Below are 21,188 nucleotides of genomic sequence, written 5' to 3'. Positions count from 1 at the left end.
TAGCGGAGAGCCGCGCACTTTTGAAGCGCATTAGCGAACCGGGCACTCAGACGCCCTCAGACGTCCCAAATGTCCTGATCTTATTTCAGCCCAAACGCGCCGATACTTTTCAGCGTAAGAGTGAACAGAACAGTCGAATTACGCTGCTGACCACCAATTGTCGTGTACTGTTTCAGATACATCACATCCAGTCCGAAGCAGTCATTCTGAATGCCGGCATTCGCACCCACGGAAACAAACTCCTTCCTGGAAAGCGAGCGCCGGGCAAACGCTGAAGCATGCCAGTTCGCCCAGGAAGTGGAAAGACCACCACTGATTTCATTCGTCCGCTGATAATAAACCGCCGGCGGGGCCGAATTACGATAGTCATTAACGTAATAATAATAAGGTGTTACGGGTTCATAGACATAACCGCCGTTAACACCGAAATGTGGCCCGCTAAGATTAAACAGAGCATCGCCAAAATCGATATCCCCGTTCAGTGGATTGACCCGCGTCCGCGCGGTAAAGCCGAAATACTGCGTTGGTTCCACGCGTGCCCGGGCCACAACATCCGACATATGATGATTCAGACCCGAATAGGGCAGGCGGTCACGCTCTATATGTTCCTGAAAGCTCTCACCGACGAGAACGTCGACGACGTGCCCGTTCCACGTCCAGTTGCCATGCATGCCAACATTAGCACGAAGGCCGCCGTCGATTCTGTCCGTTCCCTGATAACGGTTGAGAGCAAATAGTGTCGAATCGGTGAATTCGTAATTCAGGCTGTCTTCATTCGGCATATTTTGTGACGAACCGTTGCCTGTGTTTGGCGCGTAGATGGCCTGCGCAATCGGTTCAAGAATCTGCGTTCCATGTCCTTTCATGAACTGACGCAGGAACGGCCAGTTCATCTTTACGGCCACAGTCGGAACAACCTGTCCTTCGACCGCCGTTTTCGCGTAATTGTAATAATTCGGCTGCTGATTAAGATGGGTTGCACGGTAAACCATCGAATCAAGCCGCATGGTGATCAGGTATTTCTGTCCCCAGCTTGTTCGAAACGGCCGGTCCCAGTTTGCCTGAAGTTCGCCGCGCTGATCTCGCGCCCCATCCGAACGATAGACATAAAAATCATTGGTATTGAGACCCAGGCGCCCCCCGAGAATATCGGGCTGAGACAGAAAACTGTACTCGTAATGTGGCATAACGAACGGCAGATCGCTGTTGCGGATAACACCCTGGTTGAGGCCCTGATAAAACTGGCCATCCACCCGGCTGTAGGATCCGGTGCCAAAGCCCTCAAGATAGGCATTGGAGTTCAGCGTATCAGAACCATAGCCCTGAACACGGTAGTCGCGCATATAGTTGGCAGAACTTGCAATCTGTATATTGAAGCCACCACGCCAGGTTTTGGTGATCGATGCCTGTCCCCGCGCGAAAATATATCCCTGAATGCCGCGGTCATTCTGAGCTCCGACAGAATCACCAAAGTCGTTCGTGTAGCCGGCATGGCGATAGTCATCGTAAGCGACGCCGCCCAGAATATTGAGCGTGCCGAAATTAAAGCGATTTCGATACTGCGCGCTGAGCTGAGGGCCCGTTTTCGAGGAAAAGAGACCCTGCACCGTAACGTCCGACTGATCATCAATGACCCAGTAATACGGGATCGTAACGTAGGTCCCCAGATAGCGGTCATGTGGCGTAATGCCGGGAATAAGGAAACCACTATGGCGCTTGGCTGAGGGATCGGTGATTGAGAAATAGGGCAGATAAAAAGCCGGGATGCCAAGGATATCCCAGTAAACGTCCCGAAACTCGATCTGCTGATGTTGCAGATCCTGCGTCGCGTTATAGGCTCGGAACTGCCAGAACGGTGCCCGCGTCGGATGCTTCGCGCAGATTTCGCAGGCTGTATAAACAGCGCGGGTCAGATCATTAACCTTGCCACCGGTGCGCCGCATCCCGTTCGCCGCCAGTTTGGCATTGTCCATCAGCAGGGCATTGACGTGCGTCATCACGCCATCCCGCATGTTCCCGGTCAGTTCGGCATAATGCGAAAATAACACTGATCCGTCGGGCTGACTGGAAGCGACGCTGCCCGTCGCTGCAACAATGCCCGTGTTCCGGTCATATGTCATCTTGTCAGCCCGCATGATGCGGTCGCCCTGCCAGACCTGAACATTCCCGGTCCAGGTAACGACGCCGGCCTTATCGTCATAACTGACTTTGTCAGACTGAAAGGTGACAGGCGCGTTCCGTGACCCGGTGGAACCCATATTCAGATGCAGAGGCGTAGGCCGGAACTGGGCATGCGCCGTTTCAGAAGAAGCAATGAGCAGAGCCGAAGTTGTTCCAAGACCGGCCCAGAAGACTCCCGCCCCGCCTCGTCGCGCCAGACTGCCAGGAGCACCGGTCAGCCCTCTGACGCCTTTCAGGCACACCGCAATCGCGCGTCTCACCCTGCGTGGCGGAAAGCGTATGGAACCGGTCATCGGAAAGAGCAATCAGCCGTCCTCCAGGTGCAATAGCAATGAGACCGCAAGGCAAAGTCCCGCCCCGGTTGGCGCCCATGCTGCTAGCAATGGCGGCAGCGCTCCGGAGTTACCAAATTGTTCAGCAACTTTCGAGACTGTGAACAAGAGAAATCCTGCCGCGACACCAGATCCGATCATCTTTGCAACGCCCCCGCGGCGTGTTGGACGCATAGAGAACCCCGCGGCGACCAGCGCCATCGTTCCGGCAAGGATCGGAAGCGCCAGAAGCGCCTCGAAATGAAGCCGGTGGCGAATCGAGGAAAAGCCCGAACGCTCCAGGAGCCGGATAAAACCAGGCAGCGTCCAGACCGAAAGCGTATCGGGGGAGGCGAAGCTCTCCTGCACACGATTGAGCGTCAGATCAGTTGGAAGCATGACAGTCTCCGGAGGTCCCGCCATCTCATCCGGCCGAAGGGTGCGTGCCTGTTCAAGCCGCCAGTGTCCCTGTTCCAGTTGCCCGAACGGAGCCTCAATACGGAGGATGAGATGATCGCGCCGGTCAATACGAAACACGCTGACATCCCGGATCTGAAGCATACCATCTTTCAGGTGCGTATCCCGCGAGTGCAGGATCGCAACGCCTCTGGCATCCAGACCCGAATCAAGCTGACGCAGCCAGAGAGACGCGCCTGACATCGTCAGCGGCCCTCCACCGGTACGCAGATACTGTTCGTCCAGTGCTTCCGCCCGCCCGTACATGACAGACGAAAGCGGAGAAATCACAGCCGTTGTCAGAGCGCCAAGAGACAGTGCGCAGGCAAGCGGTGCAGCAAGAAACTGCCAGGCGGAAATACCCGCCGCCCGGGCCACAACCAGTTCCGAAGACCGCGTAAGACGCCAGAAACAGATAATGCCACCAAGCAGCACGCCAAATGGCATAATTTCCATGAAGAAATACGGAATATGCAGCCCGGCGATTTTCGTCACCAGACTTGTGGGCACATCCGGTTTCGTCGCCACACGGCGAAGCAGGTCAATAAAGTCAAACAGACAGACGATCCCGGTCAGAGACGCCGTCATCGCCAGCACCGACAAAATAAACTGGCGCGCGATATAGAGCGAGAGTGTGACAGAAACGACCACCGCGACAGACCTCAGACGTTCGGACGGGTGGACGGCCTCGCCGCCTGGCGAGAAACCTGGAATTCAGACCAGAACAGGACAGCGCCGCATACAATTCCTGGTGCCACCGCTTCGATCAGGATCAGCGGGATGAGAGTCATATTCCGGCTGGCGAGGTTTTGCAGCAGAAGATTGAGCGCCAGAAGTCCGATCACGGCGAGAATGGCAAAAAGCGGGCGACTGATGTTCCCGTGACGTGAAAATGCCCCCCGTAAAATGGCAACCATCCCGATCATGGCAAAGGAAAAAGCCGTGAAAGGTGAGGTGATCCTGCGCCAGCCTTCAACAGCAAGCTTGCCAGTGTCACGCTCGCTGACCTCTTTCGAATCCGGATGAAGCAATTCGCTCAGAGACATCTCCGCCGCATCGCGAGGTCGCGTCTGATCTTGCTTGGATGAGGTCAGATCCAGTGTGTTCCGGTCGAACAGGAGCAGGGTAAGACGACCGGTTTTATGATCGATCTCCTGTCTGGAGCCGTCATACATTACCACACGTGGCTGATCGTTGACGATCAGCATCGTGCCGCGTTCCGCAAAAATCGTGGCACGACTGTTCGGAATCCGGTCGTCCTCAACCATGATCCCGCGCAGCATCCCCGTATGATCCCGCTCCCGGACATACACAGTCATCGCATCCGATAACTTGGTAAAGACCCCCTCCTGAAGGAGAAAAGCCGCCATCTTGTTGCGGATCTGAAATTCGAACTCCCTGAAATCCCGGTAAGATACCGGCACGATCCACAAATTGAGCAGAAACGTGAGAATCATAGCGGTCGTCGCGCAGATCAGTCCGGGGCGCGCCAGCGCAAAAGGCGAAAGTCCGGCAGCCCGCATGACCGTCAGTTCCCGATCACCCGCGAGACGATGATAGACAAAAAGCGTCACGACGAATGTCGTAATCGGAAGCACAACCGCCACAAACGACGGAATCATCAGGCTGGTCAGCTCAATAAAGACCCGAAGTGACAACCCCCGATCAACGACGAGCGAGACAAATCTGAGAGACTGCGTGAGCCAGATCAGCGCAGCGAGACCACCGGTCGTTGCAAGCAGCGCCATGAAGAGCTGATGCATCACATATCGATCAAGCGTATTCAGCTTCAGCACAGAACAGACGACCCCATGGAGACCACCCGCTGAAGCAGCTTTCCACGTGCAACCACCTGATTTGGAACACACCTTCGCCTGATCCCATGCGCACTGGCGCAGGCGTCGGGCGGGCAGGGCGGGAGAGCCGGAATATGTCGCGACGGAACGGGCCTGAACATGGTCACTGTCTACTCCCTCTGTCGTGATCGGCAAACCACCACAATGATCCGCAGCGTTTAAATTGTAATAGACGGCATCAAATCGTGTGCCCCGGTTTTTATATGACCGGCAAGCCGGGGCGAATGTTATTCCGGTGCCTTTCCGGACACTCAGGGAGCAGCATCCTCCTCGCTACCGCAATCAGACGGAACGTAATGTGACGAACCCGCATCAGACTGGCTGATTGAGGCAGCCGGAAGGCCAGATGCGGAAGCGACTCTTCCCGATATAAAAATTTTCCGGTTTTCGATGCCGGCACGGAGGCTCTGCTCCGTCGTGTCTCAGACGGCGCCCGCCTCTTTTTTCATTATTCAGAGCCACGTTCAGAAACCTCGCGCCAGCGATGGCTGACATTTCGAAAGAGTTTTAACTGACGTCATCCGGCCCCTGAACGCTTACACAGACGTCACGTGAAAGCATAAAATGAAGAGGTCAGTTCCCGATCATCCGTCCCGATAACGCAGGCGGCCCTTTAATATTCCGGCTTCTCGCCCTTAGCCGGCACAGAGGTCGGCATCCCCGGCGTGCCCGCATAGGTCAGCAGGACAACCGTTTTCGCGTCACCACTTTCCCCGCGATGCTCGTCATCGACTGATTCGGAGAAAGCCTCACCCTGATGAAACGTGTGCGAGTCACCACTGGCTTTGTCATGAATCGTAAGCTGGCCCTTAAGGACATAACCCGCGTTCGGCATCGGATGAGTGTGCCAGGGAAGGGCCGTATGCGGCGCCAGTGTAATCCTGATCGTGGTCAGTTGCGGCTGACCGGCCGCATAGTGCGTGTAGGCCTTACCGTTCCAGGAAGCCGTGGACTGAAGCAGGATTTCCCGATGCGCGGACTGAACAGTCTGGGCGCCTGCATACCGGGCAGCCCCCGTGACAGTCAGAAATCCGCAGGCAACCAGGACAGTCGCAGAATATTTCATGCTCTTTCTCCCTTACAGATCGCTCATCCGGAGCCTGGCACACAAGATGCAAACTCTCAAAAACCATTAGCCGGAGAGCGCTCAGAGACGCCGGCCAACTACATCTTTGCTCTCACCGGGTGCGCGCTATAAGATCGGTTCTTCACCAGCGACACGATGATCCGTTCCGGGGGGAGAAAGATCGTCACGCGGAACATGGTGTGACCGGTTTGCGGGGGGACAATGCGCGACACAATCAGATTCTGGCTCGGCGACGAATATATTGTCCTGGACGACGTGCCGCCCGCGATGACCGCGCTCGACTGGCTGCGTGAAAAACGTGGTCGCACCGGCACAAAAGAAGGCTGCAACGAAGGCGATTGTGGCGCCTGCACCATCATCACAGTCCGGCGGAACACCTCCGCGACCGGCACTGAAGACCTGGCCTGGAGCGCCGTCAACGCCTGCATTCAGTTCCTGCCGATGCTCGACGGCGCTCAGGTTTATACCGTGGAGGATCTCCGCGCTCCGTCCGGCGCCCTGCACCCGGTCCAGACCGCCATGGTCGAGCAACATGGCTCGCAATGCGGGTTCTGTACGCCCGGTTTCGTCATGTCGATGGTCGCCTTCCGAAAGCGTGCCGAAACAAAAAACGGTCCCGTCACCGATACCGATATCGACGACGCGCTCGCCGGCAACCTCTGCCGCTGCACCGGCTATGCCCCGATCATCCGCGCCATGCGTCAGGCGTTAAACGCAGGCCCGGACAGGTTCGATGCAGAAACAGCAAAGATCATCCGCCGTCTGGCTGAAATGGAGAGCGGGGCAGGGGTCTCCATCTCCACCGATGCCGGTCGTCTGACTATTCCGGCCAGCACCGACGAACTCGCCGCTACGCTGCACGCAGATCCCGCCGCCCGCATCGTCGCCGGCGCCACCGATGTCGGCCTGTGGGTCACAAAACTTGGCCGCACGCTCACTCATATCGTGTTCATCGGTCGTATCCCCGAATTGAGACACATTGAAACAACAGCAGAAGGCGTTACAATCGGCGCTGCCATTACCTGGAGCGAGGCCGAAGCCCCGCTTTGTGCCATCCAGCCGGAAATGCGGGATACCTTCAGACGTGTCGCTGCCTGCCCGGTCAGAAATTCGGCGACCCTGTGCGGAAATATCGCAAACGGCTCCCCGATAGGAGACGGACCGCCGCTGCTGATCGCGGCTAATGCCGAACTGCTCCTCCGTAAGGGCGATCAGAAACGCCGTATCTCCCTTGAAAAGTTTTTCATAGAGTACGGCGTGCAGGATCGTGCACCGGATGAATTTATCGAAGCTGTCTTTGTTCCGGCCCCCAAAGAAGGAACGCTGTTCAGAGGCTATAAAATCTCCAAACGCTTCGATCAGGACATCTCCGCCGTGATGGCGGGCTTCTCCCTGACCCTCCGCGATGGCTGCATCCGGACAGCACGTCTCGCTTTCGGAGGCATGGCCGCAATCCCGAAACGTGCCGCCGCCGCCGAAGCCGCCCTCACAGGACGTCCCTGGGACGAAGCCGCGCTAGCCGCCGCCCGTGACGCCATCAGTCAGGATTTCACGCCCCTCTCGGATCTGCGTGCCTCCGCCTGGTACCGTCTGGAAGTTGCCAGAAATCTTCTGACACGTTTCCATGCCGAAACCGCCGGACCGGAACCCGTCCGCCTCTCCGTTCGCACATCCTGTGAGGAGACACTCCATGTCTGACCCCGACAGCCCTTTCGACCTGGGCGCCGGCATGGCTGGCCTTTCCACGGAAGTGATCGACGGCACGGAAGCTGAGACCAGCGCTCTGAATGCCCGCCCGGCTCCGCAAAATGCTCCGCTGAAACTGGTAAAGGGTGGCGCCTCACAGCCTCTTCGTCACGAAAGCGGCGTCCTCCATGTTTCCGGTACCGCCGCCTATATCGACGACCTGCCCGAACCAAAAGGACTTCTGCATCTGGCCCCCGGGCTCAGCACAAAAGCCAGTGCCCGTATCCTCTCGATGGACCTTGAAGCCGTCCGCGCGGCCCCCGGCATCGTCCTCGTCCTGACAGCGGATGACATCCCGGGCCATAACGATGTCAGCCCCGTCGGCAAGCATGACGAACCCCTCCTGGCCACAGATACCGTCTCATATTACGGCCAGATGATCTTCGCCGTCGTGGCCGAAACCCGCGCTCAGGCCCGCGCCGCCGTCCGCCTGGCAAAGATCATATACGAAGACCTCCCCGCCGTGCTCGACGTCGCCCAGGCCCGTGCCGCAGGCGGCGAACTCGTCTGGCGTTCCCTGACCCTGAGCCGGGGCGATGCTCCGGCCGCTCTTCCGAAAGCCCCCCGTCGCGTCTCCGGCAGCCTCAGCGTAGGCGGACAGGAACATTTCTACCTCGAAGGTCAGGCCGCCATGGCCATGCCCGGGGAAGATGGCGAAATGCGCGTCTGGTCCTCCACCCAGCACCCGACCGAAACCCAGCTGATGGTCACCCACGTTCTCGATTGCCCCGGCGCGCTCGTCACAGTTGAAGTGCGCCGCATGGGCGGCGGCTTCGGCGGCAAGGAAACTCAGGCCAACGGCCCCGCCTGCCTCACGGCTCTGGCCGCCTCGATCACGGGGCGCGCCGCCAAACTGCGCCTCGACCGTGACGACGACATGACCATAACCGGCAAACGGCATGATTTCGTCATCGATTACGATGTCGGCTTCGACGATGAAGGCCGTATCCACGCCGTCGATATGGTGCTCGCCGCACGGTGCGGCTGGTCAGCGGATCTCTCCGGACCCGTCACGGACCGCGCCCTGTTTCACGCAGACAATGCTTATTACTATCCCGATGTCCGCCTGCGCTCAGAGCCGCTGAAAACCAACACCCAGTCCAATACCGCCTATCGCGGCTTCGGTGGCCCGCAGGGCATCGTCGGCGCCGAACGTCTCATCGAGGAAATCGCTTACGCCACCGGCCTCGATCCGCTCGACGTCCGCCTCCGCAATGCCTACGAAAGCGGGACCACCCGGGATCTCACACCCTATCATATGAACGTCGAGGACAGCATCGCGGCGGATCTCATGAAAACCCTCGCCGAAGACTGCGATTACAGAAAGCGGCGTGAAGATATCAGAGCCTTCAACGCAAAAAGCCGTTTCATCAGACGCGGCATCGCGCTGACCCCGGTCAAATTCGGCATCGCCTTCACCGCAACCCACTACAATCAGGCCGGCGCCCTCGTACACATCTATACGGACGGCTCCGTGCAGGTGAATCACGGCGGTTGCGAAATGGGGCAGGGGCTCCATACCAAAATGGTCCAGATCGTCATGCGCGAATTCGCGCTGGAAGCCGATCGTGTCCGCATCACCGCCACCAACACCGGCAAAGTTCCGAACACCTCCGCAACGGCAGCCTCATCCGGCGCCGACCTCAACGGTATGGCCGTGCTCGATGCCGTTACAAAAATAAAAGACCGGCTCATAATGTTTGCCGCGGAACACTGGTCCGTAACCGAAAAGGAAATCGCCTTCACACCCGATGGCGTCAAAGCAGGCGACACGCTGATCCCGTTCCCGGACCTCATCAAAGCCGCCTATTTCGCGCGAATCTCCCTCTCTTCAAACGGCTTCTACAAAACCCCGAAAATCCACTGGAATCCCGATACAGGACGCGGGCGCCCCTTCCTCTATTTCGCCTATGGCGCCGCCTGTTCAGAAGTCGCCGTCGATACCCTGACAGGCGAAATGCAGATCGAACGCGTCGATATCCTCCACGATGCCGGACAATCCCTGAACCCGGCCATCGACATTGGCCAGGTCGAAGGCGCCTTCGTGCAGGGCGCGGGCTGGCTTACCACGGAAGAACTGGTCTGGGATGCCGCCGGACGCCTCAGAACTCACGCACCAAGCACTTACAAAATCCCCGGCTGCTCTGATCGTCCCCGCATCTTTAACGTCCGCCTGCTGGAAAACGCTCCCAACCGCGAAGACAGCATCTTTCGCTCCAAAGCTGTCGGAGAACCGCCTTTCGTGCATGGCCTCTCCGTGCTCCACGCCATTTCGGATGCCCTCGCCAGCCTGAACCATTACCGGACCTGCCCGCGTCTCGATGCCCCCGCAACACCCGAAACCATCCTGCGCTGCGCCGACCGCCTCCGGAAAACAGCGGAGGCTCACGCGGCACCTGGGACTGCCTGAGAACAATCAGATGGATGATCCCATAGAGGCCATCCGCCACTGGCAACGGCAGAACGCACCTGTCGCGCATCTGACCGTATTGAAGGCCCTCGGTTCCACACCGCGCGAAGCCGGCGCCTTCATGCTCGTCAGCGCCAGTAATACATCAGGCACGATCGGCGGTGGCGAACTCGAATGGCGGGCCATCTTCAAAGCCCGCTCCATGCTTACCTCCGGCGGCGGCACCAGCGAACTGACCGTGCAACTCGGACCGGAAAGCGGACAGTGCTGCGGCGGCAGCGTGACCGTCGGAATCGAGTGCCTTGATGCAGAGGGCCTCGAAACCCTCGCCGCCCACATTACGACCGGAATAGCCTGTCTGCCGGTTCTGCTCCTCTTCGGCGCCGGGCATGTCGGCCGCGCTCTCGCCGCCGCTCTCGCACTTCTCCCGCTTCGCCTGATCTGGGTCGACTCCCGGCCTGAAGAATTCGGAACCGTTCCCGCCGGTGTCGAAGTCATTGCGGACACCACATGGGAGCGCGTCGTCAGAGATGCGCCGCCGGGCGCCGGCGCCCTTGTCCTGACCCATAACCATGCCCTGGACGGCGTAATCGTGGCAGAACTGCTCGAGCGTGGCGACCTGACCTATGTCGGTATGATCGGCTCCCTGACGAAACGTCGCCGGCTGGAACACGGGCTCAGAGAAATGAATATCCCGGAAGACCGCATCAACTCTCTCGTCTGCCCGATCGGTGACCGTGGCATCCGTGACAAACGTCCCGCTGTCATCGCCGCTCTCGTGACAGCTGAAATCGTCGAACGGTTCCTGCACGGAAAGAGAAACAGCCCATGACGGAATGGCGCCCCGGCAAGGTCCTGCGCCTGCACGACCGCGCCATCCTTTATTTCGACGCCGTGCGTCAGTACGGCTCCATCCGCGAGGCCGCACGGCGTCTCAACGTCACCCCATCCGCGCTGACAAGGCAGCTCGGCCAGATGGAAGCGGAAATCGGTGCCCCGCTTTTCGACCGCCTCCCCGGAGGCATGGTCCTCACAGCCGCCGGCGACATCATCGCACGACATATCGTCACCGTCGTTCAGGACGCCCGCCGGACCGACGAACGCATCGCGGCACTCCAGGGCGGTCACGAAGGACACCTCGGCATCATGGCCGTCGCCGGTATCATGGGCGGCCTGCTCCCGCGTATCCTGCAACGGATGATGACGCGCCATTCCGGCATCGTTATTCACGCCGAAGCCGGATCGCCCGGAATGATCGCCAGAGCCCTGAGCAGCGGTCAGACCGATGTCGGAATCGCATTCTCGATGGAACCGATGACCGACCTCCGGCAGATCACGGTCGCTACCTTTCCGGTCGGCGCCATCGTCCCCGAAGGCCACCCCCTGTCGCGGAAAACATCCGTCACTGTCGCGGAATGCCTGAAATATCCGCTGATCCTGCCATCTTCCACCCTGTCCCTGCGCTGGGTCATGGAGCCGTTCCTGCGCCCGTATCGCGACCAGTTGCAGATCATCATGGAAACGGGCTCCATCGAACTGACAAATCGCATGGTCGTCCGTGGCGCCGGTATTTCTTTCCAGTCCTGGCTGGCGCTGGAGCCCGGGAATACCGGCCTGGTCCATATTCCGCTCCGTGACTCAGGCGCGACCACCGACCTTGGCGTCTATGTGCGGGAAGCGCGCTGGCTGCCACCCGCTCTCGAAGCACTCATCGAAGAGGTCCGGATCGCACTTGGCGAAACAGACGGCGGCGCCGGTTAAGCCTGCTGCCCGTGCCGGGGCTCCTTATTCACACCACTGATCCGGCTTTGGCAAAAAAAACGCACTCCAACAGTAAAAACTGAAATCCTCGTGGGGAGATACGTTAAAGCATGGACAAAAGAGACAGGTGATGCAAACTGCCTGCAAATAAAAGTAATGAGGCGCAAATGCCCGAAAACAGTCTCTTTTCACTTGCAGGTAAACGCGCGCTCGTCACCGGCGCTTCGCGCGGCATCGGTCTGACGCTGGCCAGAGGTCTCGCTGAATACGGCGCGGAAATCGTGCTCAACGGACGCGATCCCGGCCGCCTTGAGGACGCCCGCGTCGCACTGGAAAAAGACGGGCTGAAAGCCGTAACAGCGCCATTCGATGTCACGGATCAGAATGCCGTAATTGAGGGCGTCGAGGCCATCGAACGCGATGTCGGCCCGATCGACATCCTTATCAACAACGCCGGGATTCAGCGCCGCGCACCCCTGGATCAGTTTAAGCGTGCCGACTGGGACGCTCTGATCTCAACAAATCTGAACGCAGTTTTCTTTGTCGGGCAGGCCGTCGCGCGCCATATGATCCCGCGCGGGCGCGGAAAAATCGTTAACATCTGTTCAGTCCAGAGCGAACTCGCCCGCCCCGGCATAGCGCCCTACACCGCGACAAAGGGTGCGGTGAAAAACCTGACTAAAGGCATGGCAACAGACTGGGCACGGCACGGATTGCAGATCAACGGTCTCGCTCCGGGCTACTTTGCGACAGAAATGAATAAAGCTCTTGTCGAAGACAAGGCTTTTACCGAGTGGCTCTGCAAACGCACTCCCGCCGCCCGCTGGGGGCAGACAGAGGAACTGATCGGCGCGGCTGTGTTTCTGTCTTCAGACGCATCGAGTTTCGTAAACGGCCATGTCCTGATGGTTGATGGCGGGATTACTGCCTCTCTCTGACCGTTCCGCAAAGAGGCCTTCAGAAAGACCGCCTGCTTTCCGCACCAGCACAGATCACCCGGTAAAATCATCGGTACAGGCGCGCGCAGATGGCGCCGTCACAAACTGTGGGCACGGTCAGCAGTCTGAATAATGCGTTTCTGGCAGAAAACCTGATCTTCCGGAAATTCCGCCAGAATATGTCCTTCACGTTTACTTCAGTGAATGTTGTTCGCTTCGTTTCAGAACGTTGAGCAATTCATCAGAAAGGGGAGACTTCTCGGGATGAGCTCTGTTTTTGCCATCTCTCTTGCGGCAGCCGCCATCGGAGCAGTCATCGTTCTGATCGCGCGCCTCCGCCTGAATCCGTTCATCGTTCTTTTCGTCACATCGATTGTCATGGCTCTCATCGCCGGAATGCCCGCCGATAAGGTCGTTGGCTCTTTCGAAGCCGGCGCCGGACACGTTCTCGGTCATGTCGGCACCGTCATCGCTCTCGGTACAATGCTCGGAAAAATGCTGGCTGAGTCCGGTGGCGCTGACCGCATCGCCATAACAATCTCAAACTTTGCCGGTCGGGATCGTGTCGACTGGGCGATGATGGTCATCGGTCTCCTCGTCGGTCTGCCTGTCTTTTTCGAAGTCGGATTCGTGCTCCTGATTCCGCTGGTCTTCGTCCTGGCAGAGCGCACGAAAATGCCCCTCCTGCGGGTCGCTCTCCCGATGGGCGCCGCTCTCTCCGTCACGCACGCCCTGATCCCGCCACATCCCGCGGCGCTGCTGGCCGTAAGCGCCTATCACGCCAATGTCGGTCACACGATCCTGTACGGAATCGTCATCGGAACACCGATCGCCATTATCGCAGGGCCGCTTTTCGGACGATTTGCCGCCGCACGCGTCCCTCTCACCGAAGTCAATCCTCTCGCGGAACAGTTCGTCAATCACGAACCGCTCGCCAATCTTCCCGGGTTTTCCGTGACAGTCTTCACCATTCTGTCCCCGGTTATCCTGATGCTCGCAGGCTCTGCGGCAGATGTGCTGAGCACGCCGCATACGTCATTGAACACAGTGCTGCATTTTATCGGCAACACCGATATTGCGCTGGTTTTCGCGACAATCATGTCATTCTATGTCCTCGGAACCGCTCGCGGGTTTTCCAAAGAGACCATCCTTCGCTTCACCAACGAGTGCCTTGGACCGACCGCTCTGATCATGCTGCTGATCGGTGCCGGCGGCGGCTTTGGCCGAGTTCTTGTCGATAGCGGCGTGTCAAAAGCTATCACGGACGCCGCACTCGGTGCCCATATGCCATTGCTTATCCTCGCCTGGCTTCTCGCCGTCATCGTGCGCGTCGCCTGCGGTTCGGCGACTGTTTCCATGGCAACCGCTTCCGGAATTGTCGGCCCGATCCTCGCGCATTCAACCGGCGTCTCACCGGAACTCATGGTCCTGGTGACCGGCGCCGGCTCTGTCGCCCTGGGTCCGATGAATGACGCTGGATTCTGGCAGATTAAAGAATATCTCGGCCTGACCGTTCCGCAGACACTGAAAACCTGGTCCGTTCTCGAAACACTGATCTCGGTCTTCGGCCTTGTGTTCTGCCTGATTGCTTCAGTTTTTGTGCATTAAGCCTGAAATACTCCGGACAGAATCAAGAACCGGATATCTGCATACACGTTTGTAATGCAGAATACTCCGGATTCCGGCCTCTGTTCACCCATAAACGACTGTCAGAAAGTCACTGAAGATGCAGCCTGCATCATCATTCGCCCGCTCGTTCCCTGTGACCGGCTCCCCCGTTGCCGTTATGGGTCATATGCCTTACCGGCGTTCAGGCATCCCTGTCGCCGCGATGGCCGCCTCATACCTGTTACTGGCAGGGAATGTCTCGCCTGCTCAGGCGCAGGTCATGGACCGCGATATCGGTTCGGCCCCGAGCCAGCTCGTCGCTACACCATTGCCGCCAAACGCCACGACCCAGACCTCGGTGCCCGCGTTTTCGCACCCGGAAGTCGTCATTAAAAACCCGCTGTCGGCATGGCTGCGCGCAAGAGGAATCAATCTTCTTATCGACAATACCAACGAATTTGCAGGTGCAATTACACCCCCGACACGCGGGAGCAACCCCGGTTTCGTAAATTATAAGCAGGGCGCGAGCAATGCCGGCCAGTACGCGGTGCAGCTCGATATCGACTGGGAAAAGCTCGCGGGATGGCAGGGCTTCGCAACCCATATGATCACGGTGGGTCGTTACGGAACAACGGCCAATCGCATGTTTGGTGACTGGCTCAATCACGCATCGGAAACCTACGGAGGCGGCGGAAATGTCGTTGTCCATCTGGTGTATATGTATGGCGAGGAAACGCTTTACGGCGGACGCCTCGCGATAGCCGCCGGCCGTATGGCCGAAATTTCCGATTTCGCGGCCAGCCCCTTATTCTGCAACTTCCAGAACGCAAGCATGTGCGGCCGTCCAAAAGGAATCACCGACACCAATTTCGATGCCGGTTACCCCGCATCCACCTGGGGTTTCCGCGTGCGTGGCCGTCCCGCTCAGTCAGTCTATATTCAGACAGGACTTTATCCGATCGAAGATGGTATTTACCAGGTTTACCAGCACAGAACAGGCTTCAAGTTCAACGGCGCCAATATCATCGGTTACGCAGCCCCCATAGAAACAGCCTGGGAGCCGATTTTCGGACATCGCACACTTCCCGGACATTATAAGCTCGGCGCTCAGCTCTTCAGTACGCCACAGAGCGACAATTTTCTGGATATAGACGGTCGCCCCTACGCGCTGACCAAAGCCAAACAGAAAACCCACAGTGCGTCATGGGCAACCTGGGCCATGTTCGATCAGCGGCTGCTGCACTATCGTGACAAGGATTCAGGTCTGACTGCCCTGTGGGGTATCACCTACAACGATCCGCATACCTCTCTGCGAGAATACGTCGCTTACGGTGCCCTGCTTAATCGTGGCTTCCTCCGCTCACGCCCCTTCGATACGATGGGTTTTGCCTTTACCTATACAAAAATCGCAAAAGGCGTGTCCCTGACAGAACAATATCTGATGGCCAGAGGAGGCACCATGCCTAACCATGCAACAGGTGTTCAGCGGGGTGCCATGGTTATGGAAGCGAATTACGCCATCCATATTATGCCGGGCATCATCTTCACGCCGCTCTTTGAATATTATATTCATCCCAACGCTCAGAACAATCTGCGTAACGCTGCCCTGCTCGGCTTCAAAAGCCATATCCAGATCATGTAAAAATGCTGATTTATTCAGCATGTATCATAAGAAAAGAAGGACAGGATGAAGCTGGTGGAATGGGACGCGGTCAGGGAACTGGCCGCCGATACGAAGACCCGCCGCATATATATCGCCCATGTGAGACGTTACGGATCGGGCTGGCGCGAAGTTCGGGATGCCGTGAGGCTGGTGGCCAGGGCGGACCGGCTGGCAAAGCAAAAGATGAGAGGCCGTTTCGCTTCCGGTCTCTGACGCATGGGTACTCTTTTTAAAGCCTGTGCAAAACCCACAGGCTAACCCTTTGATGTCTTTCCCCTTAATTCTTATCCTTCTGGATAAATGAAGGAAGAAACGGATTATCCGTCTGCATCGAGTCTTTGCTTGGCAGGCTGGTCGGGTCCCATCCTCCGCCAAGTGCGCCGATAAGAGTAACAGAATCTATAATCCGGCTCTGCTGAATGGCCAGCGCGGTCTCCGCATTAGACAGCGCGGTCACTTCGGCTGTGATGACGGTCGTATAAATCTCCGTGCCGGCAAGATACTGATTCATCGAGACAGTCACAGCCTGATTTGCAGCATTCAGAGCAATCTGCTGCTGCTTGGCCTGATCAGCCAGAATACGCAGATTGGATAGCTGATCTTCAGTACTCTGCAACGCCGTCAGAACAGTCTGCCGATAAGTGGCCGTATAAGCGTTATAATTTGCATTCGCTTCATGCACCGCCGCCGTCCGGGAGCCACCCTCGAAGATGGTTTCAGTCGCTGCAGCGCCAAGCGACCAGATCCGGTTCGCCACCTGAACAAGCGCGCCAACAGGATCGCCACTATACGAATAGGAAGCCGTCAGCTGCACATCAGGATAAAACGCCGCGATCGCCGCTCCGATCCGGGCATTATATTCCTCCATGCGCCGCTCAGCCGCAGCGACATCCGGTCGACGCTGAAGAAGCGTCGCCGGCACAGATACCGGTATGGCCGGGATCGCTCTTGGCAACATGGCGGGAGCAATATTCAGATCGGCTGGCGCCTCACCGGCCAGGACAGCAATAGCGTGCTCATACTGCGCGCGCGCAATTCCAGCCTGCACTTCCTCAGCGCGTGTCTGTTCCAGCTGCGTGCGGGCCTGAAGCACAGCGGTCGGGTCAGCAACGCCCGCCTGATACTGATTGTTCGTAATCTGAAGCGAACGCTCATAAAACTGAACATTGCGATGAAGAAGATCTTTCAGACTGTCCTGATACCGAAGATTGAAATAAGCCGTCGCAAGCTGAACCTGATAGGACAGGGTTGCATTCGCAAGGTCAGCCGCCGTCGCCTGTGCTTCCGTGACCTGCGCCTGAATCTGGCGACGGATTGAGCCCCACAAATCCAGATCCCAGCTCGCACTCGGACCCATCCCATACGTCGTCTCGGTCGTGTTGGATGCCGTATATGTCGTTTCCGAAGAGCCGGTCCCGTAATTGACCAGAACACCGGACGACGCATTACGCGACCCTCGGCCCGTGCTGTTCCGGTTGAAACTCAGAGATCCGCTCAGCGTCGGATAGAGCTGCGCCCGGATAGAATTGATCGCCGCCCGGGCCTCGCGATAAAGCGCCTCGTACTGTTTGACATTCTGATTGTTGATGGAAACGCGTTCTTCAAGACTGTTCAGCAGCGGATCGTTATAAACCTCCCACCACTTCCCCTTCGGAGCCGCAGCCAGAGACGGCGTGGCATAACTCCAGCCTGGCGCTGGCCGCAATTCCTTGAATGCAGGCGAAATGATTGCAGCCGGACGCTTGTAATCAGGCCCGACCATGCAGCCCGACAGCGCCAGCGGCGCAAGCATGAAAATAGCGCGGAGTGAGTGGCAGCATGGCATCGTCGTCTTCATCCGCGTCAGGCTTCCCGGGGGTTGGTATGGTGAGGATGTATTTTCCATGAACGGCGTCGGATACGCAGCGCCAGGCGGTCAAGTGTCAGATACACCACCGGCGTCGTGTAAAGCGTGAGAGCCTGACTGACCAGCAGCCCACCCACAATCGCAATACCAAGAGGGCGCCTCATCTCCGCCCCGTAACCGTTGCCGAACACCAGCGGCGCCGCGCCGAGCGCGGCTGCGAGCGATGTCATGATGATCGGCCGGAAACGAAGCAGACATGCCGTGCGAATGGCCTCCAAAGGAGAACAGTTCGTCTCCCGCTCGGCATGGATCGCAAAATCAACCAGCATGATGGCATTCTTCTTCACAATGCCGATCAGCAGGATGACCCCGATCATCGCGATCAGCGAGAAATCCTCGCCAAAAAGTTCCAGCGCCAGCAGCGCGCCCACTCCGGCGGATGGCAGTGTCGAAAGAATAGTCAGCGGATGAACATAACTCTCGTACAAAATGCCAAGCACGACATACACGGCGACCAGAGCCGCCAGAATCAGAAGCGGCTCATCATTGACGGACTGCTGAAACTGGGCCGCATTTCCCGCAAAACTGCCATGAACCGTGGACGGCATATGAAGTTTCACCGTTTCGTTCTGGATGATCTCAACCACACGGCTCAGCGCAGCGCCACGAGCCATATTGAACGAAATGGTCGCAGCAACCGACTGCCCCTGATGATTGACTGCAAGCGGCGTCCGGGACGGATAGATGTCCGTAATGAAAGTAATCGGAATCATCGTCTCACTGCCCGTCGACACGGCCGAACCAGTCGACGTGGAAGAGCCGCCCGCAAGCTGGTTTTGAATCTGGTTGCGGAAATTCTCACTGCTGACACTTGCCGTCTCGCTGGCGGTGCTACCCGCATCCGCGTCTGATGTGGTCACCCGGATCGTATTGGAAACCGTCCCGCCGCCCGCACTTCCGCCCGATGAACTGACCCAGACCTGATTGATCGTGTCCGGGGTCGCGCTAAACTCCGGCGCCGCTTCCATCACGACACGATACTGATTCAGCGTGTTATAAATGATGGACGCAGCCCGCTGACCGAAAGCATCGTAAACCGTATTGGAAATCAGCTGCGGCGTAATCTGCACGCGTGACGAAGTGTCGCGATCAATCGCTGCCACGATGGCAGATCCGCCCTGCTGCACATCAGACGACACATCAAGAATTTCCGGGTGCCTGCTCAGGGCCGCAACCAGCTTCGGCGCCCAGCTGTAAAGTTCAGATGCCGTATCGCCCTCAAGAGTATACTGGTAACCGGCATTTCCCTGACGCGCGCCCGCCCGGACCGCGCCTGGCTGCATAAGATAAAATTTTGCCCCGACAAGATTGCTCAGGCGATTCGTAATCCGGACCATCAGATTTTCAGCCGGCCCGCGCTGGCTTTTATCTTTCAGCTGAAGAAACAGGTTCGCCTGATTGGACGATCCGCGTCCGCCACCCACGGACCCCGCAATGCTTTCGACTTCCTTTTCCTTCATGACCGCAACCTGCACGGCATCAGCCTTCTGCTTCATCGCCGTAAATGAACTCGACTGATCGCCCTGAAGATGCCCCATCAGCATTCCGGTATCTTCGGTCGGGAAAAATCCTTTTGGCATGGCAACAAACAGCACGCCCATCACAATGAGAGTCAGCGGCAAAGTCAGCAGGACAAGACGGTTATGCCGTAAAGCAACATCCAGACTGGCTTCATATCCCTGAGCCATGCCATCGACCAGGCGCCCGGAAATCCGGCCAGCCGAGCCCGCCAGCCGCTGAAACCAGGAGCCCTTCGAAACAGCAGACTCAGCGTGAGCGGAAGCAGGCTTCAGAATACGCGAAGCCAGCATCGGCGTCAGTGAAAGAGACAGCAGCATCGAAATCATGATCGTGATCGACACCGTCATGGCAAGCTCGTGGAACAGCCGTCCCGCCAGGCCACCAAGCAGCAGGATCGGCAGAAAAACCGCGATCAGGGAAATGGAAATCGAAAGAACCGTAAACGCAACTTCCTGCGCACCCCTTAGCGCCGCCTCGCGTGGCGGAAGCCCTTCTTCAATGTATCGGGCAATATTCTCCAGTACGACAATCGCATCGTCGACAACGAAACCCGTCGAAACCGTCAGTGCCATCAGTGACATGTTGTCGAGCGAAAAATTCAGCAGCTCCATCACGCCGAATGTCGCAATGATGGAGGTCGGAACCACAATCGCCGGAATGATCGTCATACGAATGGATCGCAGGAACACCAGCGTCACCAGCACAACAAGAATGACACCGATAATAAGCGTCGACTGCGTGTCCTCCAGCGAAGCCCGGATCGTAAGAGAACGATCCAGCGCCGTATGAAGCGCCACGTCCGCCGGTAATGCCGTCTGGAGAACCGGCATTTCCGCCTTGATCTGGTCGATCGTGTGAATGACGTTCGCCCCGGCCTGCGGAAACACCACCGCAATCACCGCCCGCTGACGATTGAAGAAGCCCGCATTCCGAATGTCTTCAACGCCGTCATGTACTTCCGCGATATCCGACAGACGAACAGGCCTGGTGCTCCGGTACGCGATTATCAGATCCCGATAAGCCTGCGCGGACCGGGCCTGATCGTTCGTGTCCAGCGTAAAACGCATTCCGTCCTGATCAATAATCCCCTTGGGCCCATGCGCGTTCGCCGAAGACAGCGCGGCGCGCACATCCTCAAACCCGATGCCATACCGGAACAGCTTGAGCGGGTTCATTTCAACACGCACGGCAGGCAGCGCACTGCCCGCAATATCGACCATCCCGACACCGCGGATCTGCGAAAGATGCTGCTGCAGCACATTGCTCGCCAGATCGTAAAGCGCGGCCGGCGTGCGGGTGGGGGAGGTCAGCGCGAGAATGATAATCGGCGCGCCGTTCGGATTTGCCTTGAAGTAACTGGGATTCTGGCGCAGCGATGATGGCAGATCGGCATGAGACGCCTGCAGCGCGGCCTCAACATCCCGCGCCGCGCCGTTAATGTCGCGCGACAATGAGAACTGCAGTGTGATCCGGACCTGATTCTGGGTGGACTGCGACGTCATCTCCGTCAGATCCGCAATCTGACCAAGATGCTTTTCGAGCGGCGCGGCAACCGAACTGGCAATTTCCTCCGGCGAGCCACCCGCCTGCTGCGCCTGAACCTGAATGACCGGAAAATCGACATTCGGCAGATCGGCAACCGGAAGCTTCACATAGCCGATGATCCCCGCAATCAGCAGGGCGACCGTCAGCAATGTGGTCGCGACGGGCCGCTCAATAAAGATGCGACATGGATTCATGACAG

The 21,188-nt window shown here is 58.0% G+C and carries 14 protein-coding genes; 8 read left to right on the top strand and 6 right to left on the bottom strand.

Annotation, left to right across the window (positions count from 1 at the left end):
• Nucleotides 1-80 precede the first annotated feature (80 nt).
• The 4 genes from GOB90_RS05240 to GOB90_RS05225 form a co-directional block, all read right to left on the bottom strand.
• Nucleotides 81-2,474, bottom strand: a complete 2,394-nt coding sequence (locus tag GOB90_RS05240) for an LPS-assembly protein LptD (RefSeq protein ID WP_146890532.1) — start codon at nucleotides 2,472-2,474, stop codon at nucleotides 81-83.
• A 12-nt stretch (nucleotides 2,475-2,486) separates the two neighbouring features.
• Complete coding sequence (gene lptG, locus GOB90_RS05235) at nucleotides 2,487-3,599, bottom strand: LPS export ABC transporter permease LptG (protein ID WP_146890529.1); 1,113 nt, start codon at nucleotides 3,597-3,599, stop codon at nucleotides 2,487-2,489.
• 11 nt (nucleotides 3,600-3,610) lie between these two features.
• Nucleotides 3,611-4,744, bottom strand: coding sequence for an LPS export ABC transporter permease LptF (gene lptF / locus GOB90_RS05230; RefSeq protein ID WP_261765992.1), 1,134 nt, complete (start codon nucleotides 4,742-4,744; stop codon nucleotides 3,611-3,613).
• Between the two features lie 673 nt (nucleotides 4,745-5,417).
• Nucleotides 5,418-5,870, bottom strand: a complete 453-nt coding sequence (locus GOB90_RS05225; protein ID WP_146890526.1) for a cupin domain-containing protein — start codon at nucleotides 5,868-5,870, stop codon at nucleotides 5,418-5,420.
• A gap of 222 nt (nucleotides 5,871-6,092) precedes the next feature.
• Here GOB90_RS05225 and xdhA point away from each other — a divergent pair, with 222 nt between their 5' ends.
• The 8 genes from xdhA to GOB90_RS05185 all read left to right on the top strand — a co-directional run bounded on the left by xdhA (nucleotide 6,093) and on the right by GOB90_RS05185 (nucleotide 16,230).
• The gene (gene xdhA, locus GOB90_RS05220; RefSeq protein ID WP_146890523.1) at nucleotides 6,093-7,589 is read left to right on the top strand and encodes a xanthine dehydrogenase small subunit; all 1,497 of its coding nucleotides are present in this window, start codon (nucleotides 6,093-6,095) and stop codon (nucleotides 7,587-7,589) included.
• Nucleotides 7,582-10,047, top strand: a complete 2,466-nt coding sequence (gene xdhB / locus GOB90_RS05215; RefSeq protein WP_242011808.1) for a xanthine dehydrogenase molybdopterin binding subunit — start codon at nucleotides 7,582-7,584, stop codon at nucleotides 10,045-10,047. The genes xdhA and xdhB overlap by 8 nt, the downstream gene beginning before the upstream one ends.
• A 10-nt stretch (nucleotides 10,048-10,057) precedes the next feature.
• Nucleotides 10,058-10,879, top strand: a complete 822-nt coding sequence (xdhC, locus tag GOB90_RS05210) for a xanthine dehydrogenase accessory protein XdhC (protein WP_146890519.1) — start codon at nucleotides 10,058-10,060, stop codon at nucleotides 10,877-10,879.
• Nucleotides 10,876-11,808 (top strand): LysR family transcriptional regulator, encoded by a 933-nt coding sequence (locus tag GOB90_RS05205; protein WP_146890516.1) that lies wholly within the window; start codon nucleotides 10,876-10,878, stop codon nucleotides 11,806-11,808. Before xdhC ends, GOB90_RS05205 begins: the two co-directional genes overlap by 4 nt.
• Nucleotides 11,809-11,975: 167 nt before the next feature.
• A complete protein-coding gene (locus GOB90_RS05200) occupies nucleotides 11,976-12,746 on the top strand; it encodes an SDR family oxidoreductase (RefSeq protein ID WP_146890513.1) in 771 nt (256 codons plus the stop codon).
• A gap of 264 nt (nucleotides 12,747-13,010) precedes the next feature.
• The gene (locus GOB90_RS05195; protein ID WP_146890510.1) at nucleotides 13,011-14,354 is read left to right on the top strand and encodes a GntT/GntP/DsdX family permease; all 1,344 of its coding nucleotides are present in this window, start codon (nucleotides 13,011-13,013) and stop codon (nucleotides 14,352-14,354) included.
• A 223-nt stretch (nucleotides 14,355-14,577) separates the two neighbouring features.
• A complete protein-coding gene (locus GOB90_RS05190; RefSeq protein ID WP_242011820.1) occupies nucleotides 14,578-15,996 on the top strand; it encodes a carbohydrate porin in 1,419 nt (472 codons plus the stop codon).
• Nucleotides 15,997-16,041: 45 nt separating this feature from the next.
• Nucleotides 16,042-16,230, top strand: a complete 189-nt coding sequence (locus GOB90_RS05185; RefSeq protein WP_146890507.1) for a hypothetical protein — start codon at nucleotides 16,042-16,044, stop codon at nucleotides 16,228-16,230.
• A 64-nt stretch (nucleotides 16,231-16,294) separates the two neighbouring features.
• On the opposite strand, the gene GOB90_RS05180 is transcribed toward GOB90_RS05185, so the two are convergent.
• Together GOB90_RS05180 and GOB90_RS05175 are read right to left on the bottom strand one after the other, a co-directional pair.
• Nucleotides 16,295-17,854 (bottom strand): efflux transporter outer membrane subunit, encoded by a 1,560-nt coding sequence (locus GOB90_RS05180; RefSeq protein ID WP_173571934.1) that lies wholly within the window; start codon nucleotides 17,852-17,854, stop codon nucleotides 16,295-16,297.
• Between the two features lie 5 nt (nucleotides 17,855-17,859).
• Nucleotides 17,860-21,183: an efflux RND transporter permease subunit gene (locus GOB90_RS05175; protein ID WP_146890504.1), complete on the bottom strand. Its 3,324-nt coding sequence runs from the start codon at nucleotides 21,181-21,183 to the stop codon at nucleotides 17,860-17,862.
• Nucleotides 21,184-21,188 lie beyond the last annotated feature (5 nt).

The sequence above is a fragment of the Acetobacter oeni genome, assembly GCF_011516825.1.
Taxonomy (GTDB): domain Bacteria; phylum Pseudomonadota; class Alphaproteobacteria; order Acetobacterales; family Acetobacteraceae; genus Acetobacter; species Acetobacter oeni.
The sequence above is the reverse complement of the archived record's forward strand: the minus strand, read 5'-3'. Positions and strand labels throughout refer to the sequence as shown.